This window comes from Faecalibacterium sp. Marseille-Q4137, from assembly GCF_017377535.1.
Classification (GTDB): Bacteria; Bacillota; Clostridia; order Oscillospirales; family Ruminococcaceae; genus Faecalibacterium; species Faecalibacterium duncaniae.
The window spans coordinates 17,262-37,294 of sequence record NZ_JAFREK010000031.1 but is presented as its reverse complement, the minus strand read 5'-3'; the positions used below and the strand labels follow the sequence as shown (position 1 = coordinate 37,294).

The 20,033-nt window shown below is 57.1% G+C and carries 13 protein-coding genes; 6 read left to right on the top strand and 7 right to left on the bottom strand.

The features are described from left to right. Positions 1-914 precede the first annotated feature (914 nt). Positions 915-1,688, top strand: a complete 774-nt coding sequence (rhaD, locus tag J3353_RS11945) for a rhamnulose-1-phosphate aldolase (RefSeq protein ID WP_242700943.1) — start codon at positions 915-917, stop codon at positions 1,686-1,688. 87 nt (positions 1,689-1,775) lie between these two features. On the opposite strand, the gene J3353_RS11940 is transcribed toward rhaD, so the two are convergent. The 3 genes from J3353_RS11940 to J3353_RS11930 all read right to left on the bottom strand — a co-directional run bounded on the left by J3353_RS11940 (position 1,776) and on the right by J3353_RS11930 (position 5,444). Then, complete coding sequence (locus J3353_RS11940) at positions 1,776-2,975, bottom strand: AraC family transcriptional regulator (RefSeq protein WP_117476322.1); 1,200 nt, start codon at positions 2,973-2,975, stop codon at positions 1,776-1,778. 36 nt (positions 2,976-3,011) lie between these two features. Then, entirely contained in the window at positions 3,012-4,358 is a 1,347-nt protein-coding gene (locus tag J3353_RS11935; RefSeq protein WP_207684920.1) for an MATE family efflux transporter, read from the bottom strand. Between the two features lie 75 nt (positions 4,359-4,433). Further along, on the bottom strand, positions 4,434-5,444 hold the full coding sequence (locus J3353_RS11930) for an SDR family NAD(P)-dependent oxidoreductase (RefSeq protein WP_242700942.1): 1,011 nt from the start codon (positions 5,442-5,444) through the stop codon (positions 4,434-4,436). 259 nt (positions 5,445-5,703) lie between these two features. Between J3353_RS11930 and J3353_RS11925 the strand changes: the two genes are divergently transcribed. Continuing rightward, on the top strand, positions 5,704-6,240 hold the full coding sequence (locus J3353_RS11925) for a TetR/AcrR family transcriptional regulator (RefSeq protein ID WP_207684918.1): 537 nt from the start codon (positions 5,704-5,706) through the stop codon (positions 6,238-6,240). Positions 6,241-6,294: 54 nt separating this feature from the next. On the opposite strand, the gene J3353_RS11920 is transcribed toward J3353_RS11925, so the two are convergent. Next, the gene (locus J3353_RS11920; RefSeq protein ID WP_207684917.1) at positions 6,295-7,596 is read right to left on the bottom strand and encodes a glycoside hydrolase family 1 protein; all 1,302 of its coding nucleotides are present in this window, start codon (positions 7,594-7,596) and stop codon (positions 6,295-6,297) included. Positions 7,597-7,840: 244 nt separating this feature from the next. Here J3353_RS11920 and J3353_RS11915 point away from each other — a divergent pair, with 244 nt between their 5' ends. The 4 genes from J3353_RS11915 (at position 7,841) to J3353_RS11900 (ending at position 14,293) form a co-directional block, all read left to right on the top strand. After that, positions 7,841-9,331, top strand: coding sequence for an MFS transporter (locus tag J3353_RS11915; RefSeq protein ID WP_207684916.1), 1,491 nt, complete (start codon positions 7,841-7,843; stop codon positions 9,329-9,331). 81 nt (positions 9,332-9,412) lie between these two features. Beyond that, positions 9,413-11,620 (top strand): glycoside hydrolase family 2 protein, encoded by a 2,208-nt coding sequence (locus J3353_RS11910; RefSeq protein WP_207684915.1) that lies wholly within the window; start codon positions 9,413-9,415, stop codon positions 11,618-11,620. A gap of 6 nt (positions 11,621-11,626) precedes the next feature. Then, positions 11,627-13,441 carry a family 43 glycosylhydrolase gene (locus J3353_RS11905; RefSeq protein ID WP_207684914.1) on the top strand — a complete coding sequence of 605 codons (1,815 nt, stop codon included), beginning with the start codon at positions 11,627-11,629 and terminating at the stop codon, positions 13,439-13,441. A gap of 3 nt (positions 13,442-13,444) precedes the next feature. Next, positions 13,445-14,293, top strand: a complete 849-nt coding sequence (locus tag J3353_RS11900) for a sugar phosphate isomerase/epimerase (RefSeq protein ID WP_207684913.1) — start codon at positions 13,445-13,447, stop codon at positions 14,291-14,293. Positions 14,294-14,403: 110 nt separating this feature from the next. On the opposite strand, the gene J3353_RS11895 is transcribed toward J3353_RS11900, so the two are convergent. The 3 genes from J3353_RS11895 to J3353_RS11885 form a co-directional block, all read right to left on the bottom strand. After that, positions 14,404-17,022, bottom strand: coding sequence for a family 78 glycoside hydrolase catalytic domain (locus J3353_RS11895; protein WP_370569199.1), 2,619 nt, complete (start codon positions 17,020-17,022; stop codon positions 14,404-14,406). Between the two features lie 240 nt (positions 17,023-17,262). Next, positions 17,263-18,195, bottom strand: a complete 933-nt coding sequence (locus J3353_RS11890) for a carbohydrate kinase (RefSeq protein WP_207684912.1) — start codon at positions 18,193-18,195, stop codon at positions 17,263-17,265. Positions 18,196-18,206: 11 nt separating this feature from the next. Further along, positions 18,207-20,033 (bottom strand): amylosucrase, encoded by a 1,827-nt coding sequence (locus tag J3353_RS11885; RefSeq protein ID WP_207684911.1) that lies wholly within the window; start codon positions 20,031-20,033, stop codon positions 18,207-18,209.

Genomic DNA, 20,033 nt, shown 5'->3' with positions numbered 1-20,033 from the left:
ATTATGTTCTTATAGCTTTATTATAATAAAGAGCCTTGTGTTTTTCCTTGTCAAGAGGGCTGGCTCCGTCCAGCCCTCTCTCTTTTTGCCAAAGTTTTCCTTGTTTTTTCTTGCACACTGCCGAAAGTGGCGTGTTTTCAAAAGTTCGCGTTTGCGAAGCGCAACGGAGCAATGAAAGCCCCAGTGGGGCTTTTAAGCGACAGAACGGTCTTACACAGCAAGATGGAGGGGCCTCGCCCCGACAAGTTCACGTTGACACGGCTCGACTTTTGTGGTAATCTATCCCAACAATTGAATATAACATATTTTTACATATTCGTTCAGACCTTGCGGGGCTGAACATTTTGGCTTTCAGCCGTTACATAACCGACTAGCATGACCTTCCAGAAAAAGCGAAGGCAGGGCTGGTCTGTTTTGTGACGGCTTTTTTGTTGCCGTTTTGCCCGTTGGACCTTGAAAACCGCATGACCGTCTGCATGGGATACCCGGCGATGACCCCCCAGTGGGAGAGCCGGAAAACGCCGCCGGAAGGGGGCAGGAAATCCATGCAGAGAGAACGGCAATTCACCTCATGTGGTCAAAATGTCCACATGAGGCGAAACAGACGTGTATCCACCTGTTGCGGTAGAAAAAACGATGTACTCAAAATGAGCACATCGCTTTTCCGTAACGCCAATGAAAGGATGGAATGCCTATGAGTAATTTTACCCCCGCATGGATCAAGAAAGGCTTTTTCATCGAATGCCACCCTTGCCAAGACCCCCTGCGGGCAGTACGTCCACGGCGTAAAGCAGATCCTAACCGACAAGCAAAAGAAGCGGCTGCTGTCCAGCACCTCTATCCACGAAGTCCACACGCTGCTCAAGACCGTATTTTCCTATGCGGTGGAGTGGGACCTCATCCACAAGATTCCCCTGCCCCGTGATGCCCCCAAGGTCAACATCGAGGAACGCACCATCTGGGACGAGAAAGAGGAGGAAGTGGCCCAGTGCCGCCCCTTCTTTGACCCGCAGCCCCGGGAGTGGGTGAACATGGGCGTGCAGGCGGACAATCTGGCCGGGGAGTACTTTATCACCACCGGTTCGGGCAAGTTCTTCCGCAACGTGGAGCCGGATTCCGTGCACAGCATCGGCATTGTGGAGATCAACGACAAGGGCGACAGCTGGCGCATCGTCTGGGGCCTGGAGGACGGTGCAAAGCCCACCAGTGAGTTCCCCAGCCACTTTATGAACCACAGCGTCCGCAAGGCTGCCACCAATGGCGCAAACCGCGTCATCTACCACTGCCACGCCACCAACGTCATTGCCCTGACCTACATCCTGCCTCTGACCGACCGGGACTTCACCCGTGCCCTGTGGCAGAGCGCCACCGAGTGCCCGGTGGTGTTCCCGGAGGGTGTGGGCGTCTGCCCGTGGATGGTGCCCGGCGGGGCGGACATTGCCATGGCCACCAGTGAGCTGATGAAGCACTATCAGGCAGCCATCTGGGCGCAGCACGGTCTGTTTGCCTCCGGCCCGGACTTTGACATCACTTTTGGTCTTGCCCACACCATCGAAAAGAGTGCTGAGATCTACGTCAAGGTGCTCTCCATGGGCGGCGGCATCATCCGGCAGACCATCACCGACGATGACCTGCGCGCCATTGCCCACGACTTTGGCGTGACCCTGAACGAGAAGTTCCTTAACTGAGCCACTCTCCCCCATTTTTCTTCATCCTAGCAGAACAGGCATCCTGTCCGATACCGCCAAATGGTATCGCAGGATGCCTGTTCTGCTTTATGTTTCCCGGAACTCCATGGGTGTTTTTCCGGTGACCTGCTGAAAGACTGCGCTGAAATAATTGCGGGTGGCAAAGCCAAGCTGCTCGGAAATTTCCCGGACGCTGAGCGTTGTGCTTTTCAGCAGAACCTTCGCGCGTTCGACCTTTGCAAACTTCACATAGTTCGTGACGCTCAGACCCGTTTCTTCCTTGAATTTATGGGTGAGGTAGTATTCCGTGTAGCCCACCAGGGCAGCAAGATCTTCCGCTACGATCTTTTTGTCCAGATTCATCTCGATATGATCCACACACTTCTGGATCTGCATACTGAGGTTAGGGTTCGTCCGGTGTTTGTGGACACGCCGGATGAAATCATCGTACATCATCATTGCAAGCGGGCTCAGTTCATCCAACGATTTTGCCGCTTCTGCTGTCTGAATGTAGCTGTCCCCCAGCGAGTACGCCTCCTCCGGGGAAAGACCGCCCTCAATGGCGGCACGGCACACCAGCGAGGTGAACACGATGATGGAAGTCTTACTCTGGCGCAGAACATCGCTGCTCTGCACCGGCACGCCTGCACTCATGCTCATACTGTTGGAAAGTGCCTGCTTGTAATTCAGGTCTCCGGTGCGGACCATTTGCAGCATTCCCTGCTCCGCCATCCAGATCTTATGGCGGTCATGGGGAATCGCATCGCTTTTCAGCCGTTCGTCCTGTGCTGCACTGCTGTTCACACTGCTCAGCTCCAGCCGCTGCCCGGTCAGGCAGTAGTGCATCATCAGCAGATAGCGGTTCATAATGGTGTTTTGCAGGGTAGGAACTTTTTCAAGGGCTTTGTAAAGCTGGATCGTCCATGCCACACTGATCTCCAGCTTGCTGTAATATTTCAGCCCTTCCTCGATCCCGCGCATTGTCACATCCTGATAGAACACCGGCCCGATGACACAGACACGCTTCAGTTTTCCCTCTTCCTTTTCAAAGGCTGCGCCCCACAAAAGACCCAATGCCGTCCCCAAGGTAACAGGTACATCGTCCCGATCCCCATGCTCCAGCATCCGCTGTTTGCAGCCGAACAGTTCAAATGCACTGGCAAGAAATGCCTCGTCCGGGCAGTTGCTCCGCAAGAGCTTTCCCTGTGCATCATAGCACCATGTATATACATTTCCGCCGCACTTGACAAGCTCGGAAAACAGCATCATATTCTGGAGAACATCCATGCCTAATCCCTCCGGCTCATTGATGGAAACAGTATATCATACTTCTGCCGTTTTTTCTACCGATGCCCGGAGCCAGTGCAGCAGGATGCCTGCGGAGATGACCGCAGCGCCCACGTCTGCCATCAGGTGCGCCGCCGCAATGCCCTGCACCCCGCAAAGCGCATTCATCAGGTACAGCAGCGGGATCAGCAGCAGCCCCTGCCGCAAAAGAGAGAGCACCACCGCACCACTTGCCTTGCCTACAGATTGCAGCAGGCTGGTTGCCAGATAGGTCAGACCGATCACCGGGCTGCCCAGCACCAGATAAACCACCAACTGCGTCCCCAGACGGAACGCCCCTTCTTCCTTGATGAACATCCCGATCAAGGCATTGCGTCCGGCAAAGCTGGCTGCCCCGGCAAGCACACCAAAAACAACGGTCAGGAGGATCAGATCTTTCAAAAGCTGCTTCAGGCGCTTTATGTCACCTGCGCCGTAGCTGTACGCCAGAAGCGGCTGGCACCCCATGCAGATCGCCATGGCGATCATACTGATGATCATGGTCGTCTTGCCCGCTGCCGCCATGGCTGCGACCGCCGCCGTGCCGTGGGTCACCAGCAGCCGGTTGCTGAAGGAGGAGGCAAACCCTGCCAGCAGGCTGCTGATCCCGTTGGGCAGACCAATGGCCAGCATCTCACCCAGCATCTGCGGTTTTTTCAGGGCAGGACGGAGATCAACGGTCAGCACCGTGCCGTGTTTGACGATGTAGCGCAGATAGCAGCCCGTCGCCACAAGATTGCCCAGCACACTGGCAGCAGCCGCACCGCTGACGCCGAAGTTCAGCACCAGAATGAACAGCGGGTCAAAAATGCAGTTGACCAGCGTGCCCAGAAGATTGCCGATCAGGCCTTCTTTTACTGCGCCCTCTGCACGCACCAGCATCGCCATGCTGTTGGACAGGATAAAAAGCGGCGCACCCAGTGCAAGGACCTGAAGATACCGCTCTGCATAGGGAAAAAATTCTGCATTTGAGCCCAGCACCCCCAGAAGCGGCACTCTGCTCACCAGCAGACCGATGCTGACCAGAACGCCCAGAAAAAAGCTGCTCCAGAAGCAGAGCGAGGAGCAGGTCTTGCCCTGCTCGATCTCGCCTGCGCCAAAGCAGCGTGCAATGATGGCGCTGCTGCCTGCGCCAAGCATGGTCGCTACTGCCGAAAGGATCGAAAACACCGGCCCCACAACGGAGACCGCCGCCACCTGTGCGGTATCGCCCAGACAGCCCACAAAAAACATATCCGCCATGTTGTACAGCACCATGACAAGGATAATGATAATGGAGGGCACCGCCATGGAAATGATGGATTTCCAGACAGAGCCGGTACGGAAAAGTGCTTCGTTTTTCATGGTCTCCTCCCAAAAATCAACTGCACGCAGGCAGAACGAAAACCCCTGTCAAAGAGGCTTTCCGAGCTGCTTCGGTCACAGGTTGTCCAGCGCATCCAGCAGTGCTTTCAGCGCCGTTTCCGGCAGCCCCAGCATAGGGCCGATCTTGCCAAATGTCATGCCGTAGGCAGCTTTTGCCTGCTGGTTGTCGGCAAAACCGGGCAGGTACTGCTCCACGATGGCTTTTGCGGCCTCGTTTTCCATCAGTGCTGCAATCGTGCTCTGGCTGTTCAGCTTGCCGCCGGTCAAAATTTCCGGGTGCTTCCAGCTGCTGATGCTCTGGTGTCCGGCAGACAGTGCGCCGTCCACCGGGATGGCTGCACCGGTGATGTACCGTGCCAGACCGCTGGCAAGGAAAAGTGCCAATGCAGCGCACTCCTCCGGGTCGCCCATCCGCTTTGCCGGGCAGTCGGATGCAAAGAAGTCCATGGCCGCAGCCGGTGCATCCCCGAAAATGCTGGTTCTGGTGTAGCCGGGACAGATAGCGTTGACGGTAATGCCGTATTCTGCGTAATCCAGCGCCGCTGCGCGGGTCATGCCGACCACGCCGAACTTGGTGGCACTGTACAGCGCCTGTCCACGCTGGGGCACAAGACCCGCCACCGATGCCACATTGATGAGGAATCCGCCTTCGCTGTGGCTCTTGAGGATGGCCTCTGCGCCGTACTTCATCCCGGCAAAGACACCCTCGCTGTTCAGGGAGAAGATCTTCTCGTAATCCTCTACCTCATACTCATGCAGCGGTGTGCCGCCCATGCCGATGCCTGCGTTGCTGACCACGCCATCCAGCTTGCCGTAGTGCGTCACCGTCTTATCCACCAGTTCTTTGATGGCAGAAGCCTTGCTGCAATCGGTCTGGATAAAGATGGCATCGCCGCCCTTGGCGCAGATGCCGTCTGCCACAGCCCGCCCCTGCTCTGCACTGCGGGCTGCACAGACCACCTTCATGCCGTTTTCGCCAAAGCACTCGGCAATGGCCCGGCCGATGCCACGGCTTGCGCCGGTGACGATTGCTACCTTACCTTTGACACTGTTGAAATCCATCATTTTCATTCTCCTTTTTCTCAAATCATGTTACTCTGCTTCAGCCATTCCACTTCATCGTGAATTATCTCCCGATGATTTATCGTATTTACGAATCAGATTTACAACTCTCAGTTGCTTATCCATCCCTGTGGTGCTATAATAACACTGTGGCGCAGGGGCTGCAATCAGCAGTTTCCGGCGTGTCCGGTGTTTAAGCAACGGTTCACGTCCAAAGCGTTGGTTAAGCATCCTTTACGAAATACATTGACGGAGGAATTGTATGGATATCCGGGTCAAAAAAACGAAGCGTGCCATTCAGAAAGCGTTTGTTGCCCTGCTGCGGGAGAAGCCGATCGAAAAGATCACGGTCAAAGAAATTGCCGAACGGGCCGAGATCAACAAAACGACCTTTTATTCCCACTATGAAACGCTGGATGCCCTCACCGCCGAAATGGAGCGGCAAACGGTCCAGCTCGTCTGCGACAATATGGGCGGCGCACAGCAGCTGCTGGATACGCCGGAGGCGTTTGTGCGGGAGATGTTTGCTAATCTCCAGCAGGCGACCGATTATCTCGGTGTGGTTCCGGTATCCGCGATGAACCGCTTTACGCAGCATTTGCGGGATGCCATTCTGGAAAAAATCAAAGGTGACAATATCGAGCCGTCCCAATATGAAAATGTCGGTGCCATCCTGATTTTTGTAATGAACGGTCTTTCCGGGCTTTTGAACACCGACGCCAAACTGGCGCAAAAGCACATCAACGTAATTGCCGCCGTGGTTGCAAATGGTGTCCATGGTCTGCATCTTTCCCACTGAACCAAAACAGGCTGCGAGAAGCATCTTCCGCAGCCTGTTTTTTGCTATTGCAGCTTATCTTTCTGCGTAACTACCCAGCACCCCAAGGCTGGGCTTTGCGGTCCGTTCCATGGTTTCACGGTTCACGGCGATCAGGCCGAACTGCATGGCATAGCCCTTCTGCCACTCAAAATTGTCCATCAGGCTCCAATGGAAGTAGCCCTTCACCGGGATGCCGTCGGCAATGCAGTGCTGCACGCCGTCCAGTGCCTGCCGGATAAACGCCACACGGCGGGTGTCATCGGCGGTGGCAATGCCGTTTTCGGTGACGATGAGGTCGCCCTTGAATTCCTCTGCCACCTTGCGGAGGACGTGTTCCAGTGCCTGCGGATAGACCTCGTAATCCATCTGGGTCAGCTCTGCGCCCTCCGGTGCCGGCAGCTGCCCCTGCGGGCCGTAAAGGGTGCGGGTGTAGTTCTGCACACCCAAGAAGTCGTCCTCTTTGATGTAGGGCAGATAGTGGGTAAACTCCTCCTGCCATGCGGCCTCGGCAAAGGCTTCGCCGCCGGGCTGTGCCTGCAAGTCGTGGAGCGAAAGGGTCAAGCCCACCTTGACCTGCGGGCAGATGGCCTTGATGGCATCCCGTGCGGCTGCATGGGCACGCAGCACCAGCAGGTCGCCCTCCGGGGTGCGCTCGCTGACAAAGATCTGGGGCTGGGGTGTGCCGAACACCTGTGCGTTTTCCATGGCGGCAAACTTCATGTTTTCCATCATCTTCTGGAAGTTCATGCCCACCTGCACCGTGCCCTCGGCAGACTTTCCGGCTGCAGCGGCATTCTTGGCAGCCTGTTCTGCCATCAGGCGGAACCGCTTGGAAATAGCGGCCAGCTGCAGGCCCATATTGGCTTCGTTGATGGTGCAGACATAGCGCAGCTCGCTGCCCAGCTGCTCCATCACATAGGTCACATATTTTTTGAAGTCCTCGACCGTGGATTCTGCTTCCCAGCCGCCCTTGCAGATGAGCCATTTCGGGCTGGTAAAGTGCAGCAGGGTGGCGATGGGCTCTACGCCCTGCGCCTTGCAGCAGGCGATGACCTTGCGGTAATGTTCGATGGCTTCCGGATCAAATTTGCCTTCCTCCGGCTCCACCCGTGCCCACTCGATGGAAAAACGGTAGGCGTTCAGCCCGGCATCGGCCAGCAGCTTAATATCTTCCTCATACCGATGATAATGGTCGCAGGCAATGCCGCTGGGTTCCGTAAAGCTGGAATGGGGCAGCTGCTCCTGTGCCCAGTAGTCGCTGTTGGTGTTGTTGCCCTCTACCTGATGGGCTGCTGTTGCAGCACCGATGAAAAAACCTTTTTCAAATTTCTGCATGATGGTTCTCCTTTTATTCAGATTATTCAGAAGCCGAGTTTTCTCTTGTGCCTATTGTAACAGGTCTGCGCGGAGCAAAAAGGATAATTTTTCACGTTATTGGTGAATTTTTCGTTGAGCGATCAGAACTGCGCGAATTTTTATCCTCAATTCCAGTTTTTTATCCGGCAGTACCTGTTGCATTCTGTTATTCTGGTGTCAAGAAAAGCGGAACCCGTTTCACACAAAAAGGAGGAAAATCATTATGTTCCAAAAGAAACCCAGCGCCAGTGAGGTAGACGGCGTTCAGTATCGCCGCGCCAAAACATGGCAGATCATCTGCTACGCCTGCAACGCCTTTGTGGGCATGAGCGTCTACTCCCTGATCGGTATGGCAAGTTATTCTGCCAGCATCGGCTACGGCATCACCACTGCAACCGTTGGCATCATCCTGATGCTGGCCCGCATTCTGGACGGCTTCACCGACCCGATGCTGGCGTTCGTCTATGACCGCGTCAACACCCGTTTCGGCAAGCTGCGCGTTCTGCTGATCAGCGGCTACCTGATTGAAGCGGTGGGCCTGCTGTGCATGTTCAACCTGTGCTCCAGCAAGGGCCTCGGCCTGCCGGTGTTCGCCCTGACCTACATTATTTACATCATCGGCTACACCGTCACCAACATGACCGCCCAGACCCTGCCCGCCATCATGACCAACGATCCCCGGCAGCGTCCCACCATCGGTGTCTGGACCACTGCACTGAACTACGCCGTGCCCATGGGCATGAGCATGCTGATCTACACCGTCATCCTGCCCAAGTGCGGCGGCACCTTCAATCAGGACTTTCTCAGCATGGTCTGCACCATCGTCCTGATTATTGCCGGCATCGGCACCCTGATCGTCTGCGCCGGTATCTCTGCCTACGATAAGCCCGAAAGCTTTGAGGGCACCAACAAAAAGCACGAGCCGCTGAAGATCGCGGATGTCCTTGAAGTGCTCAAGCACAACAAGCCCCTGCAGTGCTACATCGCCTCCAACGCTTCCGACAAGCTGGCACAGCAGGTAGGCAGCCAGGCCATCATCAACACCATGCTGAATGGTATCCTGATCGGCAACATGGGTCTTGCCACCACCCTTGGCGTGATCAGCATGGTGCCTTCCATCTTCTTTGCCGCCTTCGGCGCAAAGTATGTGGGCAAAAAGGGCAGCAAGAAGGGCATCGTGACTTGGACCTGCATCAGCATGGCCATCACCGCTGTGCTGATCCTGTTCTTCATCTTCACGGATACCCGTCAGATTGGCGTGATGGGCAGCTGGAACATGATCGTTTACGTCCTGCTGACCCTGCTGCAGAACGGTTCCAACATGTGCATCACCACCTCCAACACTTCTTACATGGCTGACACCATCGACTACGAGCTGGACCGCAGCGGCCGTTACATCCCGGCAGTCGTCTCCGGTACTTACAGCCTCATCGACAAGCTCATCACCTCGGTGGCTGCCGTCGTCGCCACCGGTGCCGTGGCTATTTTGGGCTACACCACAACCATGCCCCAGCCCACGGATGCCTACACCTCCGGCATCTTCTGGATGACCCTTGCCATCAAATACGGTCTGCCGATGCTGGGCTGGCTCATCACCCTGCTTGCCATGGTCGGCTGCCCCCTGACCAAGGAGGAAATGGTCAACGTCCAGAAGCGCATCGCGGACAAAAAAGAAGCCCTTCGCCATGAAGTAATTGCAGAAAACATGCAGTAATAACCTGCAAAGACCGAAAGGGCTCATACGCTCTTTCGGTTTTTGCCGATTTGATCCATCTTTTACAAAGGAGTTTTTACCATGAGCAAAACCATCCTGCTGAATCATAGCAACTGGCATTTTACCAAGGAGAACACCGGCATCCCCACCGCCATTATGGGTGAGGCCATTACCCTGCCCCACACATGGAACGCCGTGGACGGTCAGGACGGCGGCAACGATTACTACCGCGGCACCTGCTGGTATACGCTGGCTCTGGCAAAGCCCGCCATCCCGGCAGGCGGCAAAGCAATTTTGCAGTTGGACGGTGCCGCTATGACCGCTGTAGTCTACCTGAACGGCGAAAAGCTGGCCGAGCACAAGGGCGGCTATTCTACCTTTCGGGTTGACCTGACCGAACATCTCAAAGAGGAAAATCTGCTGGCGATCAGCGTGGACAACAGCGACAACGACACCGTGTACCCCCAGAAGGCAGACTTCACCTTCTACGGCGGCATTTACCGGGATGTGACCCTGCATATCGTCCCGGCAGAACACTTTGCCCTGCCCGCTAATGGCGCACCGGCACTGAAGGTGACCCCCATCGTCACCGACCTTGCCGCTAAGACCGCCGAAGTCACTGTGGAAGCCGCCGTGGTGGGTGCACAGAGCGTTACCTTTGCGCTGGAAGGCCAGAGCATCACCGCTCCGGCGGAAAACGGCACTGCAAAGGCTGTTTTCACCCTGGACAATGCCCGCCTGTGGGATGGCGTGGACGATCCCTTCCTTTACACCGTCTCTGCCAAGCTGGACAACGGTGAAGAGACTTCTGCCCGCTTCGGCTGCCGGAAGTTTGAGTTTGACCCCCAGAAGGGCTTCATCCTGAACGGCCGCAGCTATCCGCTGCGCGGTGTTTCCCGCCATCAGGACCGCAAGGGGGCCGGCATTGCCCTGACAAACGAAATGATGGAGGAGGACATTTCCATCATTCTGGAAATGGGTGCCAACACCATCCGGCTGGCGCACTACCAGCACGCACAGTATTTCTACGACCTGTGCGATGAAAAGGGCCTTGTCATCTGGGCAGAGATTCCCTACATCACCATGCACATGACCAACGGCCGTGCCAACACCCTGACCCAGATGGAAGAGCTGATCGTCCAGAACTACAACCACCCCTGCATTGCCGTTTGGGGCCTGTCCAACGAGATTACCGCCGCATCCGCTGTCAATGAAGATCTGCTGGAAAACCACCGTCTGCTGAACGAGCTGGCCCACAAGCTGGACCCCACCCGGAAGACCACCATGGCAAATGTGTTCATGCTGGAGACCACCAGCCCCATTCTGGAGATCCCGGACGTGAACAGCTACAACCTCTATTTTGGCTGGTATCTGGGCGAACTGGAGCAGAACGACGAGTTCTTTGACAAATACCACGCCGATTACCCCGACCGCTGCATCGGCTTTTCGGAGTATGGCGCAGATGCTAACCCCCAGTATCAGAGCAGCCACCCGGAAAAGGGCGACTACACCGAGAGTTACCAGTGCATTTACCATGAGCATATCGCAAAGATGATTGCCGACCGTCCTTGGCTGTGGGCGACCCATGTGTGGAATATGTTTGATTTTGCCGCCGATGGCCGCGATGAGGGCGGCAAGCACGGCGAGAACCAGAAGGGACTTGTCACCTTTGACCGCAAGCTGAAAAAAGACCCCTTCTATCTCTACAAGGCCTATTGGAGCAAGGAGCCGTTCGTGCACCTGTGCGGCAGCCGCTATGTGGACCGCGCCGAGGATGTGACCGAGATTAAGGTCTACTCCAATCTGCCGGAGGTCTCGCTGTACAAGGACGGTCAGCTGGTGAAGACCAAGCAGGGCGACAAGGTGTTCACCTTCCAGCTGCCCATCACCGGCAAGCACAGCATTGAGGCACGCTCCGGCGAGCACAGCAGCGTGATCCTGGTGAACAAGGTGGACGCCCCCAACCCGGATTACGCCATGGACAACCGCAAGAACGTGACCAACTGGTTTGACGGCGAGCTGGACGAAAGCTGCTGGTCGGTGAAGGACAACATGGCTGCCGCCATGGCAGACCCGAAAGCTGGTCCTATCCTGAAGCAGATTTCTGATAAAGCCGCCGCCGCCCGCGGAGATGTTGCCGCTGCCGTGAAAGACAACCCGGCTCTGGTGGCCATGATGGAGCGTGCCATGCAGCGGATGACCATTGAATCCATGCTGATGCAGGCGGGTGCTTCCGAGGAGGACATCAAGCAACTGAACCGTGTATTGCAGGGCATTTCTAAGGAGTGATCTTTGATGAAAACAACCTATTGTAATCCTCTTGATCTGGGCTACCGTTACCAGCACATGAAGGAAGGCCCGCGCACAGCGGGTTTCCGGGAGGGCGCAGACCCGACGCTGGTTTATTTCAAGGGCAAATATTATCTCTTTGTTTCCATGTCGGCAGGCTTCTGGTATTCGGAGGATCTGCTGAACTGGGACTTCCATGCAGACCCCGGCCTGCTGATCTACGACTACGCACCGGATGTGCGGCAGGTGGGCAATTACCTCTATTTCTGCGCCAGCCGCAAGGGACGCAACTGCCCCATTTTGCGCACCGCTGACCCCCTGACTGAGCCGTTTACCGAAGTGTCTGCCCCCTTTGCCTTCTGGGACCCGGATCTGTTCTGCGATGACGATGGCCGGGTGTACTTCTACTGGGGCTGCTCCAACATCTCCCCCATCTACGGGGTGGAGCTGGACCCGGACACCATGACCCCAATCGGTGAAAAGCAGGAGCTGATCTTCGGCAATGAAACCGTACTGGGCTACGAGCGCCCCGGCAACAACGGCATCGTGGACCGGGAAGCCAGCGTGCTGTACCAGTCCATGAAGCAGTTCTATGATCCCAAGACCGGCAAGCTGAATCTGCCGCCGCAGATGGCAAATATCCCCGGTCTGAGTGTCGAAAGCCTGACTGCCATGTTCAACGCCATCGGCAAACCCTACATTGAGGGTGCCTTTATGACAAAGCATAACGGCCTCTATTACCTGCAATATGCCTGCCCTGGCACCCAGTACAACACTTACGCCGACGGTGTATACACCTCCCGTTCTCCGCTGGGCCCCTTTGTGCGGCAGGCATCCAATCCGTTCTCCGCAAAGCCCGGTGGCTTCATTACCGGTGCAGGCCACGGCAGTACCATTGCCGACACCTACGGCAACTGGTGGCACGCTTCCACCATGCGCATTTCCGTCAACTATGACTTTGAGCGCCGGGTGGGGCTGTTCCCTGCCGGGTTCGACAAGGACGGCGTGCTTTACTGCAACCAGAACTTTGCCGATTACCCCCACCGCATCCCGGCAGACCGCTTTGATGCCGCCAGACAGCAGCCGGAATGGATGCTGCTGAGCTACAAAAAGCCGGTCACGGCCTCCAGCACCGCAGAAAACAGCAGCCCGGAATGGGCAGTCAATGAGGACTGCCGCAGCTGGTGGAGCGCCGCCGGTGCAGAGCCGGGTGAATGGCTGTGTGTGGATCTTGGCAAAGAGAGTGATGTCCGCGCCATTCAGGTAAATATGGCGGACGAAAAGCTGGTGGTGGACTTCCCTGCCGACAGCTACGGCGATGACCGCAAGACCCGCCACATCGAGACCCGGCCCCAGATCTCCCACTACACGGTGGAGACCAGTGTGAACGGAGCGAGCTGGACGCTGCGCGAAAATGTTGCCCGCGAGTGCTCCAACGGCTACTACGAATATGCAGACGGCATCCGTGCCCGGTACGTCCGGGTGACGGGCGGCGAACTGCCCTACGGACAGGCGCTGCGCATCAGCGGCCTGCGGGTGTTCGGCAACGGCGAGGGCCCGAAGCCCGCACAGGCCGAAGCCGCCGGGGCTCGCGTGGATGCACTGGATGCAAAGATCACTTGGAAGCATATCGAAAATGCACAGGGCTGCAACGTCCGCTACGGCGTTGCGCCTGATAAGCTCTATCTGAGCTGGCTGGTGTACGATGCAGACGAAGTGACCCTTTCCACCCTGACCGCCGGGCAGGAATACTACATCTGCGTGGACAGCTTTAACGAAAACGGCATCACGCCGGGTAAGACTTTCAAACTGGAGGGGTAAAATATGCCCATCAAAGCTGTGCAGCAATTTATGCTGGGCACTGTACTAAGCAATGAGCAGCAGGCAAAAGAGACCCTTGCTGCCATGAAAGCCGCCGGGTACGATGGCATTGAATTGTGTGGATTTATGATCCACCCCATCGGCTTTGTGGTAAAGCTGCTGACCAAGGCCGCCGGGATGCCGGTGGGCAAGGGCGGCAATCTGGACTGGCACAAGCTGGTGCAGGAGGCCGGCCTTCGGGTGGTCAGTCTGCACACCGACCTTGGCAGTTTGGAACGGGATGCCCACGCAGTGGCCGAGGAGGCCAAAAGCTTCGGCACACAGTATGTGGTCATCACCGGGATGTACCGCTTTGATTACGGCGATGAAGCCGTTATGCACCAGCTTGCGCAGCGGCTGAACAAAGCCGGCGAGACTCTGACAGCCGAGGGCATCCACCTGCTCTACCACAACCACAACTGCGAGCTGCGGCATGTGAACGCAGAAAAGCGCGCCTACGACATCCTCTTAGAAGAGACCGACCCTGCCTTTGTCAACTTTGAGTTTGACAGCTACTGGTTCACCGAGGGCGGTGCAAACGCCTTGGCATGGATGCAGCGGCTCGGCTCCCGCATGAAGCTGTGGCACATCAACGACCGGGGCACCCGCATCACCGGCAGTGCCATCACGCCTATCCTGAAAACCGACAGCATGGAGCTGGGCACCGGCAACATGGACTTGGACAGCCTGATGGCGCAGGCCCTTGCCGTGGAGGTGGATGCCGTTATTCTGGAAAGCCACCGCAATTGGGTGGACAATTCCCCCATCAAGAGCTTCCAGCTCAGTGCAAAATACCTTGCGCAAAAATTCTGACCTGCCATTCTCTCATTATTTTCTTCTTCATTATCCCCATAAAAGCAATGCCCCGCACCGGTTACTCCTTCCGGTGCGGGGCGTTGTGTTTTGCGGGGAATCTTTTTGCGTTACAGGGTGTGGGTGCCCGGCTGCAAGGTCAGGCTTCTGCCATCCGGGAGGGTGACTTCTGCGGTTCTGTTGCAGGGCACGGTGATGGTGTAGGTCACGGCATCGCCTGCATACTGCCAGCCGCTTTCAATGCGCCCCACCGGGGAATCGTACACTGCTTTTGCCCAGCCCAGAGCCGGGTTCGGGGTGGGGGCGATGGTCAGGGTCTCCCCTGCCAGATGGATGCCGCACACGCCACCGAACAGCCAGCCGCAGATGGCACCGTAGGAGTAATGGTTCAGGGATTCGCTGGGGTGGCCGTTTGCGTCAATGCCCGTCCATGTCTCCCAGACGGTGGTAGCGCCCTGCTTGACCTCATAGAGCCAGCTGGGAGCGGTGTCCTGTAACAGCAGCTTATAGGCGGTGTCGGCATAGCCGTACTTTGCCAGCACCTCGCAGAGGAAGGGTGTAGAAAGGAAGCCGGTGTTCAGGTGATAGCCGTTTTCCGCCACCATCCGGTTCAGGGTATCCGCAGCGGCTTGGCTCTCCTCCTCGCCCAGCAGTGCAAAGGCAATGGCGCGGACGTATTCGCACTGGCGGTCAGAAGTGATTTTCCCATTGTCAGTAAAGGCGGCGCGGTACGCCTTTACCGCCTTTTCTGCCGTGTCGCGGTACTGCGCTGCGTCCTCTGCCTTGCCCAGCGCCTGTGCAATTTCTGCCAGAAGCCGCCCGGAATAAGCCAGATACGCCGTACCCACGCTTTTGCGCGGGTTCATCATCGCCTGCATGGGAGTAATGCCAGGCTCACACCACTCGCCGTAGTCCAGACCGTTCAGCACCGTGTACTTGGCGTATGCCCCGGTCTGCTGTTCCTCGGTGGTCTGCTGGGCACGGCCCAGCAGGAACGCATACCACTTCTGCATCATCTCGTAGTTGTCTGCCAGGATCTTGCGGTCGCCGGTACGCTTATAAAGAGCGTAGGGCACCAGAATGGCAGCATCGCCCCAGCCCGCCGACATACAGAGCATGGGGGTCATATAACCGGGGCGGCTGGTGGGCGGGGCAATGTTTGCCATGCGGCCGTCCGGGTACTGGTTCAGGCGGCATTCTGCCAGCCATTTTTCCACCACCGGGTAGCAATCCATCAGGGTCAGACCGGTTTTAATGAACACCCCCATGTCGCCCGTCCAGCCGGCACGCTCGCGGGTGGGGCAGTCGGTGGGGATATCGCAGAAGTTGCCCTTCTGGCTCCACACACTGTTTTGCACCAGCTGACTCACATCCGCATTGCCGCACCCAAAGCTGCCGGTCACCGGCATCTCCGAATAGACGGCGTGGGCAGTAAACTCTGCGCCGGTCAGGTCGATGTCCGTTTCCACCTTTGCGTACCGGAAGCCCATGATAGTAAAGCTGGGCTTGTAGTGGTTCTCCCCCTCTTTGCAGATCAGTTCCAGCAGCTGCGCCGTGCCGCCCTCCTTGTGGCGGTTCCGGTCCTGAAAGTTCTCCTGCGTAAAGTTGCCGTTCTCGTCCAGTGCTTCGCCGCACAGCAGCTTGATTTTCTGTCCGGCATGGGCAGTCAGCTTCATCTCTACATAGCCTGCCATATTCTGCCCGAAATCCAAAACCGTTTCTCCATTGGGTGTGCGGAACAGCCTGCCCGCAAAGGCTTCCTGCTCCCGGATGGGCACGGTGTTCATGCCAATGAGGGGGAGCGTGTTAGGCGCAGTCCTCACGCCGTGCCAGCCGGTCAGTTCTCCTTCCAGCCGGGCATCATACACTTCGCCCTGCTGCAGATCGTTCTGGCGGATGGGACCGCACTGGGTCGCTTCCATGGCATCATCCGAAACGCAGACCGCCTTGCCATCCACTTCCAGCTGGAACAGGACAGCCAGTTCCTTGCCGAACAGGTCGCGGTCACCGTCCACGCCGGAAGTGCTGCGGTACCAGCCATCGCCCAGCGCGATCAGCAGTTCATTCTCGCCGGGATGAACAAGCACTGTCACATCGTAGGTCTGTGCCCCAAGGTGCTTGTCTGCGGTAAAGCTGCCGGGAGCAAGCACCATATCGCCGACCCGCTTGCCGTTCAGCCATGCCGTATACAGACCCTTGGCGGTAATATACAACCGTTTGCTTTCTCCTGCCGGGACTGTGAACACCTTGCGCAGATAGCTTGCCGGACGGTGGGGCTGATAAGGCTGTGCCTGCCCTTTACCGGAGGCTTCCAGCGCTGCCTGCTTCTGCTCCCAGTTGGGCTTTGCAAAGGCGTTGATTGCATCAGTGCAATCGATATCCGGTTCTTCCGTTTCCGGGCAGACCCACACGCCCTGCCAGTCGGCAAAGGGCAGACCCGTTTCAAAGACGGCTTCGCTCCACGCACCGGGCTGGTCATTTTCATCCCACAGCCGGATGCACCACTGTCCCTGCGTCTTGGGCGGCATAGGGGTGGGCGTTTCGGTGTGCATCACACTGCTCAAGATCTTTCCGCTTGCCCACAGCGTTTCGGCTCCGGCGGTCACTTCGATTTCGTAGGCGGTCTGGCGCACGCCTTCGGCGCACTGCCACGATAAAAACAGCGTCCCGGCATCTATGCCGAGAGGCTGGGTCAGATGATTCGTTTTCAGGTTTGTTGCTTGCATCATCCACATCTCCTTTTTCCGTTTGATCTCTGCTCTTATTATAGAGGGAATCCCACGGAATAAGGGTGCAAAAATTTGTGTTGCCGGTCAAAAAGTCGTGCTATTTATGATAATCCAAAAAATTCATCTTGCTTCACGATTTTTCATCCGTACTGTCTGCGGTTTTCCTGTTATACTTTGGGTATCATAGCGCCAACCAGCCACCAGCCTGTATGATTTGCTACAGGTTGGTGGCCGGTTCTGTTATTTTTCGATTTCTTCCAATGCAGGCATGGCAGGGATCGCACCGTGGCGGCTGGTGGTGATGCTGGCAGCTTTATTGGCAAAGGCCAGAATGCTTTCCAGTTTGTCCACCGTCAGGGTGTCCAGCTCCTCCTTGCAGAGTTTGGACAGAGCCGCCCCAAAGAAGGTGTCGCCTGCGCCGTTGGTGTCGCCCACCTTGCAGGGGACGCCTGCCACATGACCAGTTTTCTCCCCAAAACGGTAGAACACGCCGTTTGCACCCAAGGTGACAAAAATCAGTCGGATGCCGTTCTGTGCCAGCTGTGCCGTGCCGCTTTCGCAGTCGGTGGTTCCGGTGAGCAGGGGCAGCTCCTCGTCGGAAACTTTCAGGATATCCACCAGCGGCAGAGGGGCTTTCATCTGAGCGATGGCATCCTCTTTATCTTTCCAGAGGTTTGCGCGATAGTTGGGGTCATAAGTAATGACAGCACCCAGCTTTTTGGCACGGGCAGCAGCATCCAGCGTAGCGGTGCGGGAGGGGTCAGCGGTCAGGCTGACAGAGCCGAAGTGGACGATTTTCGCAGCTTTCAGAGCGCCCTCCGAAATATCCTCTTTGCACAGCATCACATCGGCATTGGCACTGCGGTAGAAGCTGAAATCCCGCTCGCCGGTGGCATCCACCGACACAACTGCCACGGTGGTGGGGTGGTCTGCATCCACCGCCATGCCGGAAACGTCCACCTTGTTTTCTGCCAGAACCTCTTTCAGGTAGCGGCCAAAGGCATCTGCCCCCACCTTGCCGATAAAGGCGGTCTGTGCGCCCAGCCGGGCGGCAGCTACCGCCAGATTTGCCGGGGCACCGCCGGGGTTTGCGGCAAACTGAGGGATGCCTTTTTCATCCTTGCCGGTCTGGGTCAGGTCGATCAAAACTTCACCGATCGTTACAATATCCATGGCTGCTCCTTTCAGCGGCGTACCATCAGCGCCTGATAGGGTTCCAGCTCCACATCCGCCAGCCAGACGGAAGTGCCCTCCGGGGTGTGATACTCGCCGCCCAGAGCATCCAGACTTGCCCCTGCCGGGTACTCGGTAAAGTTGAACAGTCCCACCAGCGTTTCCTCGCCGCGCTTGCGCACCAGCGCCAGCACACCGGGATTGTGGCTGTCCCATGTGGTCACCCATGCATCCGGGGCAAAGCAGGGGTCTGCCCGCATTTGGCGCAGCTGCTCCATGCCCTGCCACAAGGCGTTTTGCAGCGTGCCCTTCCGGGTGCGCTGCTTTGCGTTCTCCCAGTTGAATTTGCTGCGATGCAAATTGCGGCTGTCTTCCACACGGTCAGGGTCGTTTTTGTAATCCCAGCCATTGAGTTGCGCAATTTCATCGCCACAGTTCAGCATGGGGAAGCCCTGCAAAAAGGCCATGGCAGTGTGCAGCAAAAGGTCACGCTTTACGGCGTAGTCCAGTGCGATCTTGTCGTTCTTTTCCAGGGCCTGTTCCACGCCGCACAGGCTGGCGGTGGTGCCGCAGCTCCGGGCATCGCCGGTGGCAGGGTCGTAATTGTACAGCTCGCCCTTTGCCCAGCTTCCGGGGAAATTGCCCTCGTAGAAGTGGTACAGATATTCTTTATGTTTCTGCGGGTCGATGCCCAGCCGGTTTTCCACCGCTTCGTCCAGACCCCAGCCGATGTCGTCGTGGCAGCGCAGATAGTTCACGAACCAGCAGTTATCCGGCAGGGCGTGCAGGGCATCCAGCTGCGCTTTCAGCAGCCGGGTGTCCCGGCTGGCAAGGGCACCCCACAGGTTGACCATGGTGGACACGTTGTAGAGCATGTGGCATTCCGGTTTTTCCGGGGTACCGAAATAAGCCGCCAGCTCCTTGGGAGCCATGACCACCTCGCCCTTGAGGATGACCGCCGGGCAGACGCATTCCAGCACCATGCGGAGCATCCGCACGATGGTGTGTACCTGCGGCAGATTGCGGCAGGTGGTGCCCAGCTGCTTCCAGATATAGGGTACCGCATCAATGCGGAACACCTCTACACCCAGATTTGCAAGGTGCAGAATGCTCTTGGTCATGTCCACGAACACTGCCGGGTTTGCGTAGTTCAGGTCCCACTGATAGTCGTGGAAGGTGGTCAGCACCCACTTGTGCATCTCCTCGCACCAGGTAAAGTTGCCGGGCGCGGTGTTGGGGAACACCTGGGGCACGGTCTGCTCGTACTGGTCGGGGATGGTGCGGTCCTCGTAGAGGTGGTAATAGGCCTGAAACCACGGGTCGCCCGCCTTTGCCGCCATCGCCCAACGGTGGGTGCTGGCGGTGTGGTTCATGACAAAATCCAGACACAGGCTGATGCCCGCCTTGCGCAATTCACGGGTCAGGTTTTCCAGATCCTTGTTGGTGCCGAGAGTCGGGTCTACGGTATCGAAATCCTCCACCGCATAGCCGCCATCGTTGTGGGGGTGGGGCATCTGCAGCAGGGGCATCAGGTGCAGATAGGTCAGCTTCTGTTCTTTCAGGTAGGGCAGCTTCTTTGCCAGCTCTTTCAAATTTCCGGCAAAGAGGTCGGTGTACATGGTCATGCCGAACATATTGCCCCGCTTGTACCACTCCGGATCGGCAGAGCGTGCCTTGTCCAGTGCTTTCAGCTCGGCGCTGCGGGCGTTGTAGGCTTCTGCCATCTCCCGCTCCAGAACTTCCAGCCCTTCCCGGTTGTGGTACAGTTCCATGAACAGCCATTCCAGCTCGTCCTTATGGCGGGCAAAGCGGGTGGAAAATGCAGTTTGATCCTTCAT

Bases quoted from the DNA above. Each gene is read 5' to 3' on its own strand.
- J3353_RS11940 (WP_117476322.1), bottom strand. From the start codon at position 2,975: ATGGATGTTCTCCAGAATATGATGCTGTTTTCCGAGCTTGTCAAGTGC.
- J3353_RS11935 (WP_207684920.1), bottom strand. From the start codon at position 4,358: ATGAAAAACGAAGCACTTTTCCGTACCGGCTCTGTCTGGAAATCCATC.
- J3353_RS11930 (WP_242700942.1), bottom strand. From the start codon at position 5,444: ATGATGGATTTCAACAGTGTCAAAGGTAAGGTAGCAATCGTCACCGGC.
- J3353_RS11925 (WP_207684918.1), top strand. From the start codon at position 5,704: ATGGATATCCGGGTCAAAAAAACGAAGCGTGCCATTCAGAAAGCGTTT.
- J3353_RS11920 (WP_207684917.1), bottom strand. From the start codon at position 7,596: ATGCAGAAATTTGAAAAAGGTTTTTTCATCGGTGCTGCAACAGCAGCC.
- J3353_RS11915 (WP_207684916.1), top strand. From the start codon at position 7,841: ATGTTCCAAAAGAAACCCAGCGCCAGTGAGGTAGACGGCGTTCAGTAT.
- J3353_RS11910 (WP_207684915.1), top strand. From the start codon at position 9,413: ATGAGCAAAACCATCCTGCTGAATCATAGCAACTGGCATTTTACCAAG.
- J3353_RS11905 (WP_207684914.1), top strand. From the start codon at position 11,627: ATGAAAACAACCTATTGTAATCCTCTTGATCTGGGCTACCGTTACCAG.
- J3353_RS11900 (WP_207684913.1), top strand. From the start codon at position 13,445: ATGCCCATCAAAGCTGTGCAGCAATTTATGCTGGGCACTGTACTAAGC.
- J3353_RS11895 (WP_370569199.1), bottom strand. From the start codon at position 17,022: ATGATGCAAGCAACAAACCTGAAAACGAATCATCTGACCCAGCCTCTC.
- J3353_RS11890 (WP_207684912.1), bottom strand. From the start codon at position 18,195: ATGGATATTGTAACGATCGGTGAAGTTTTGATCGACCTGACCCAGACC.
- J3353_RS11885 (WP_207684911.1), bottom strand. From the start codon at position 20,033: ATGAAGGATCAAACTGCATTTTCCACCCGCTTTGCCCGCCATAAGGAC.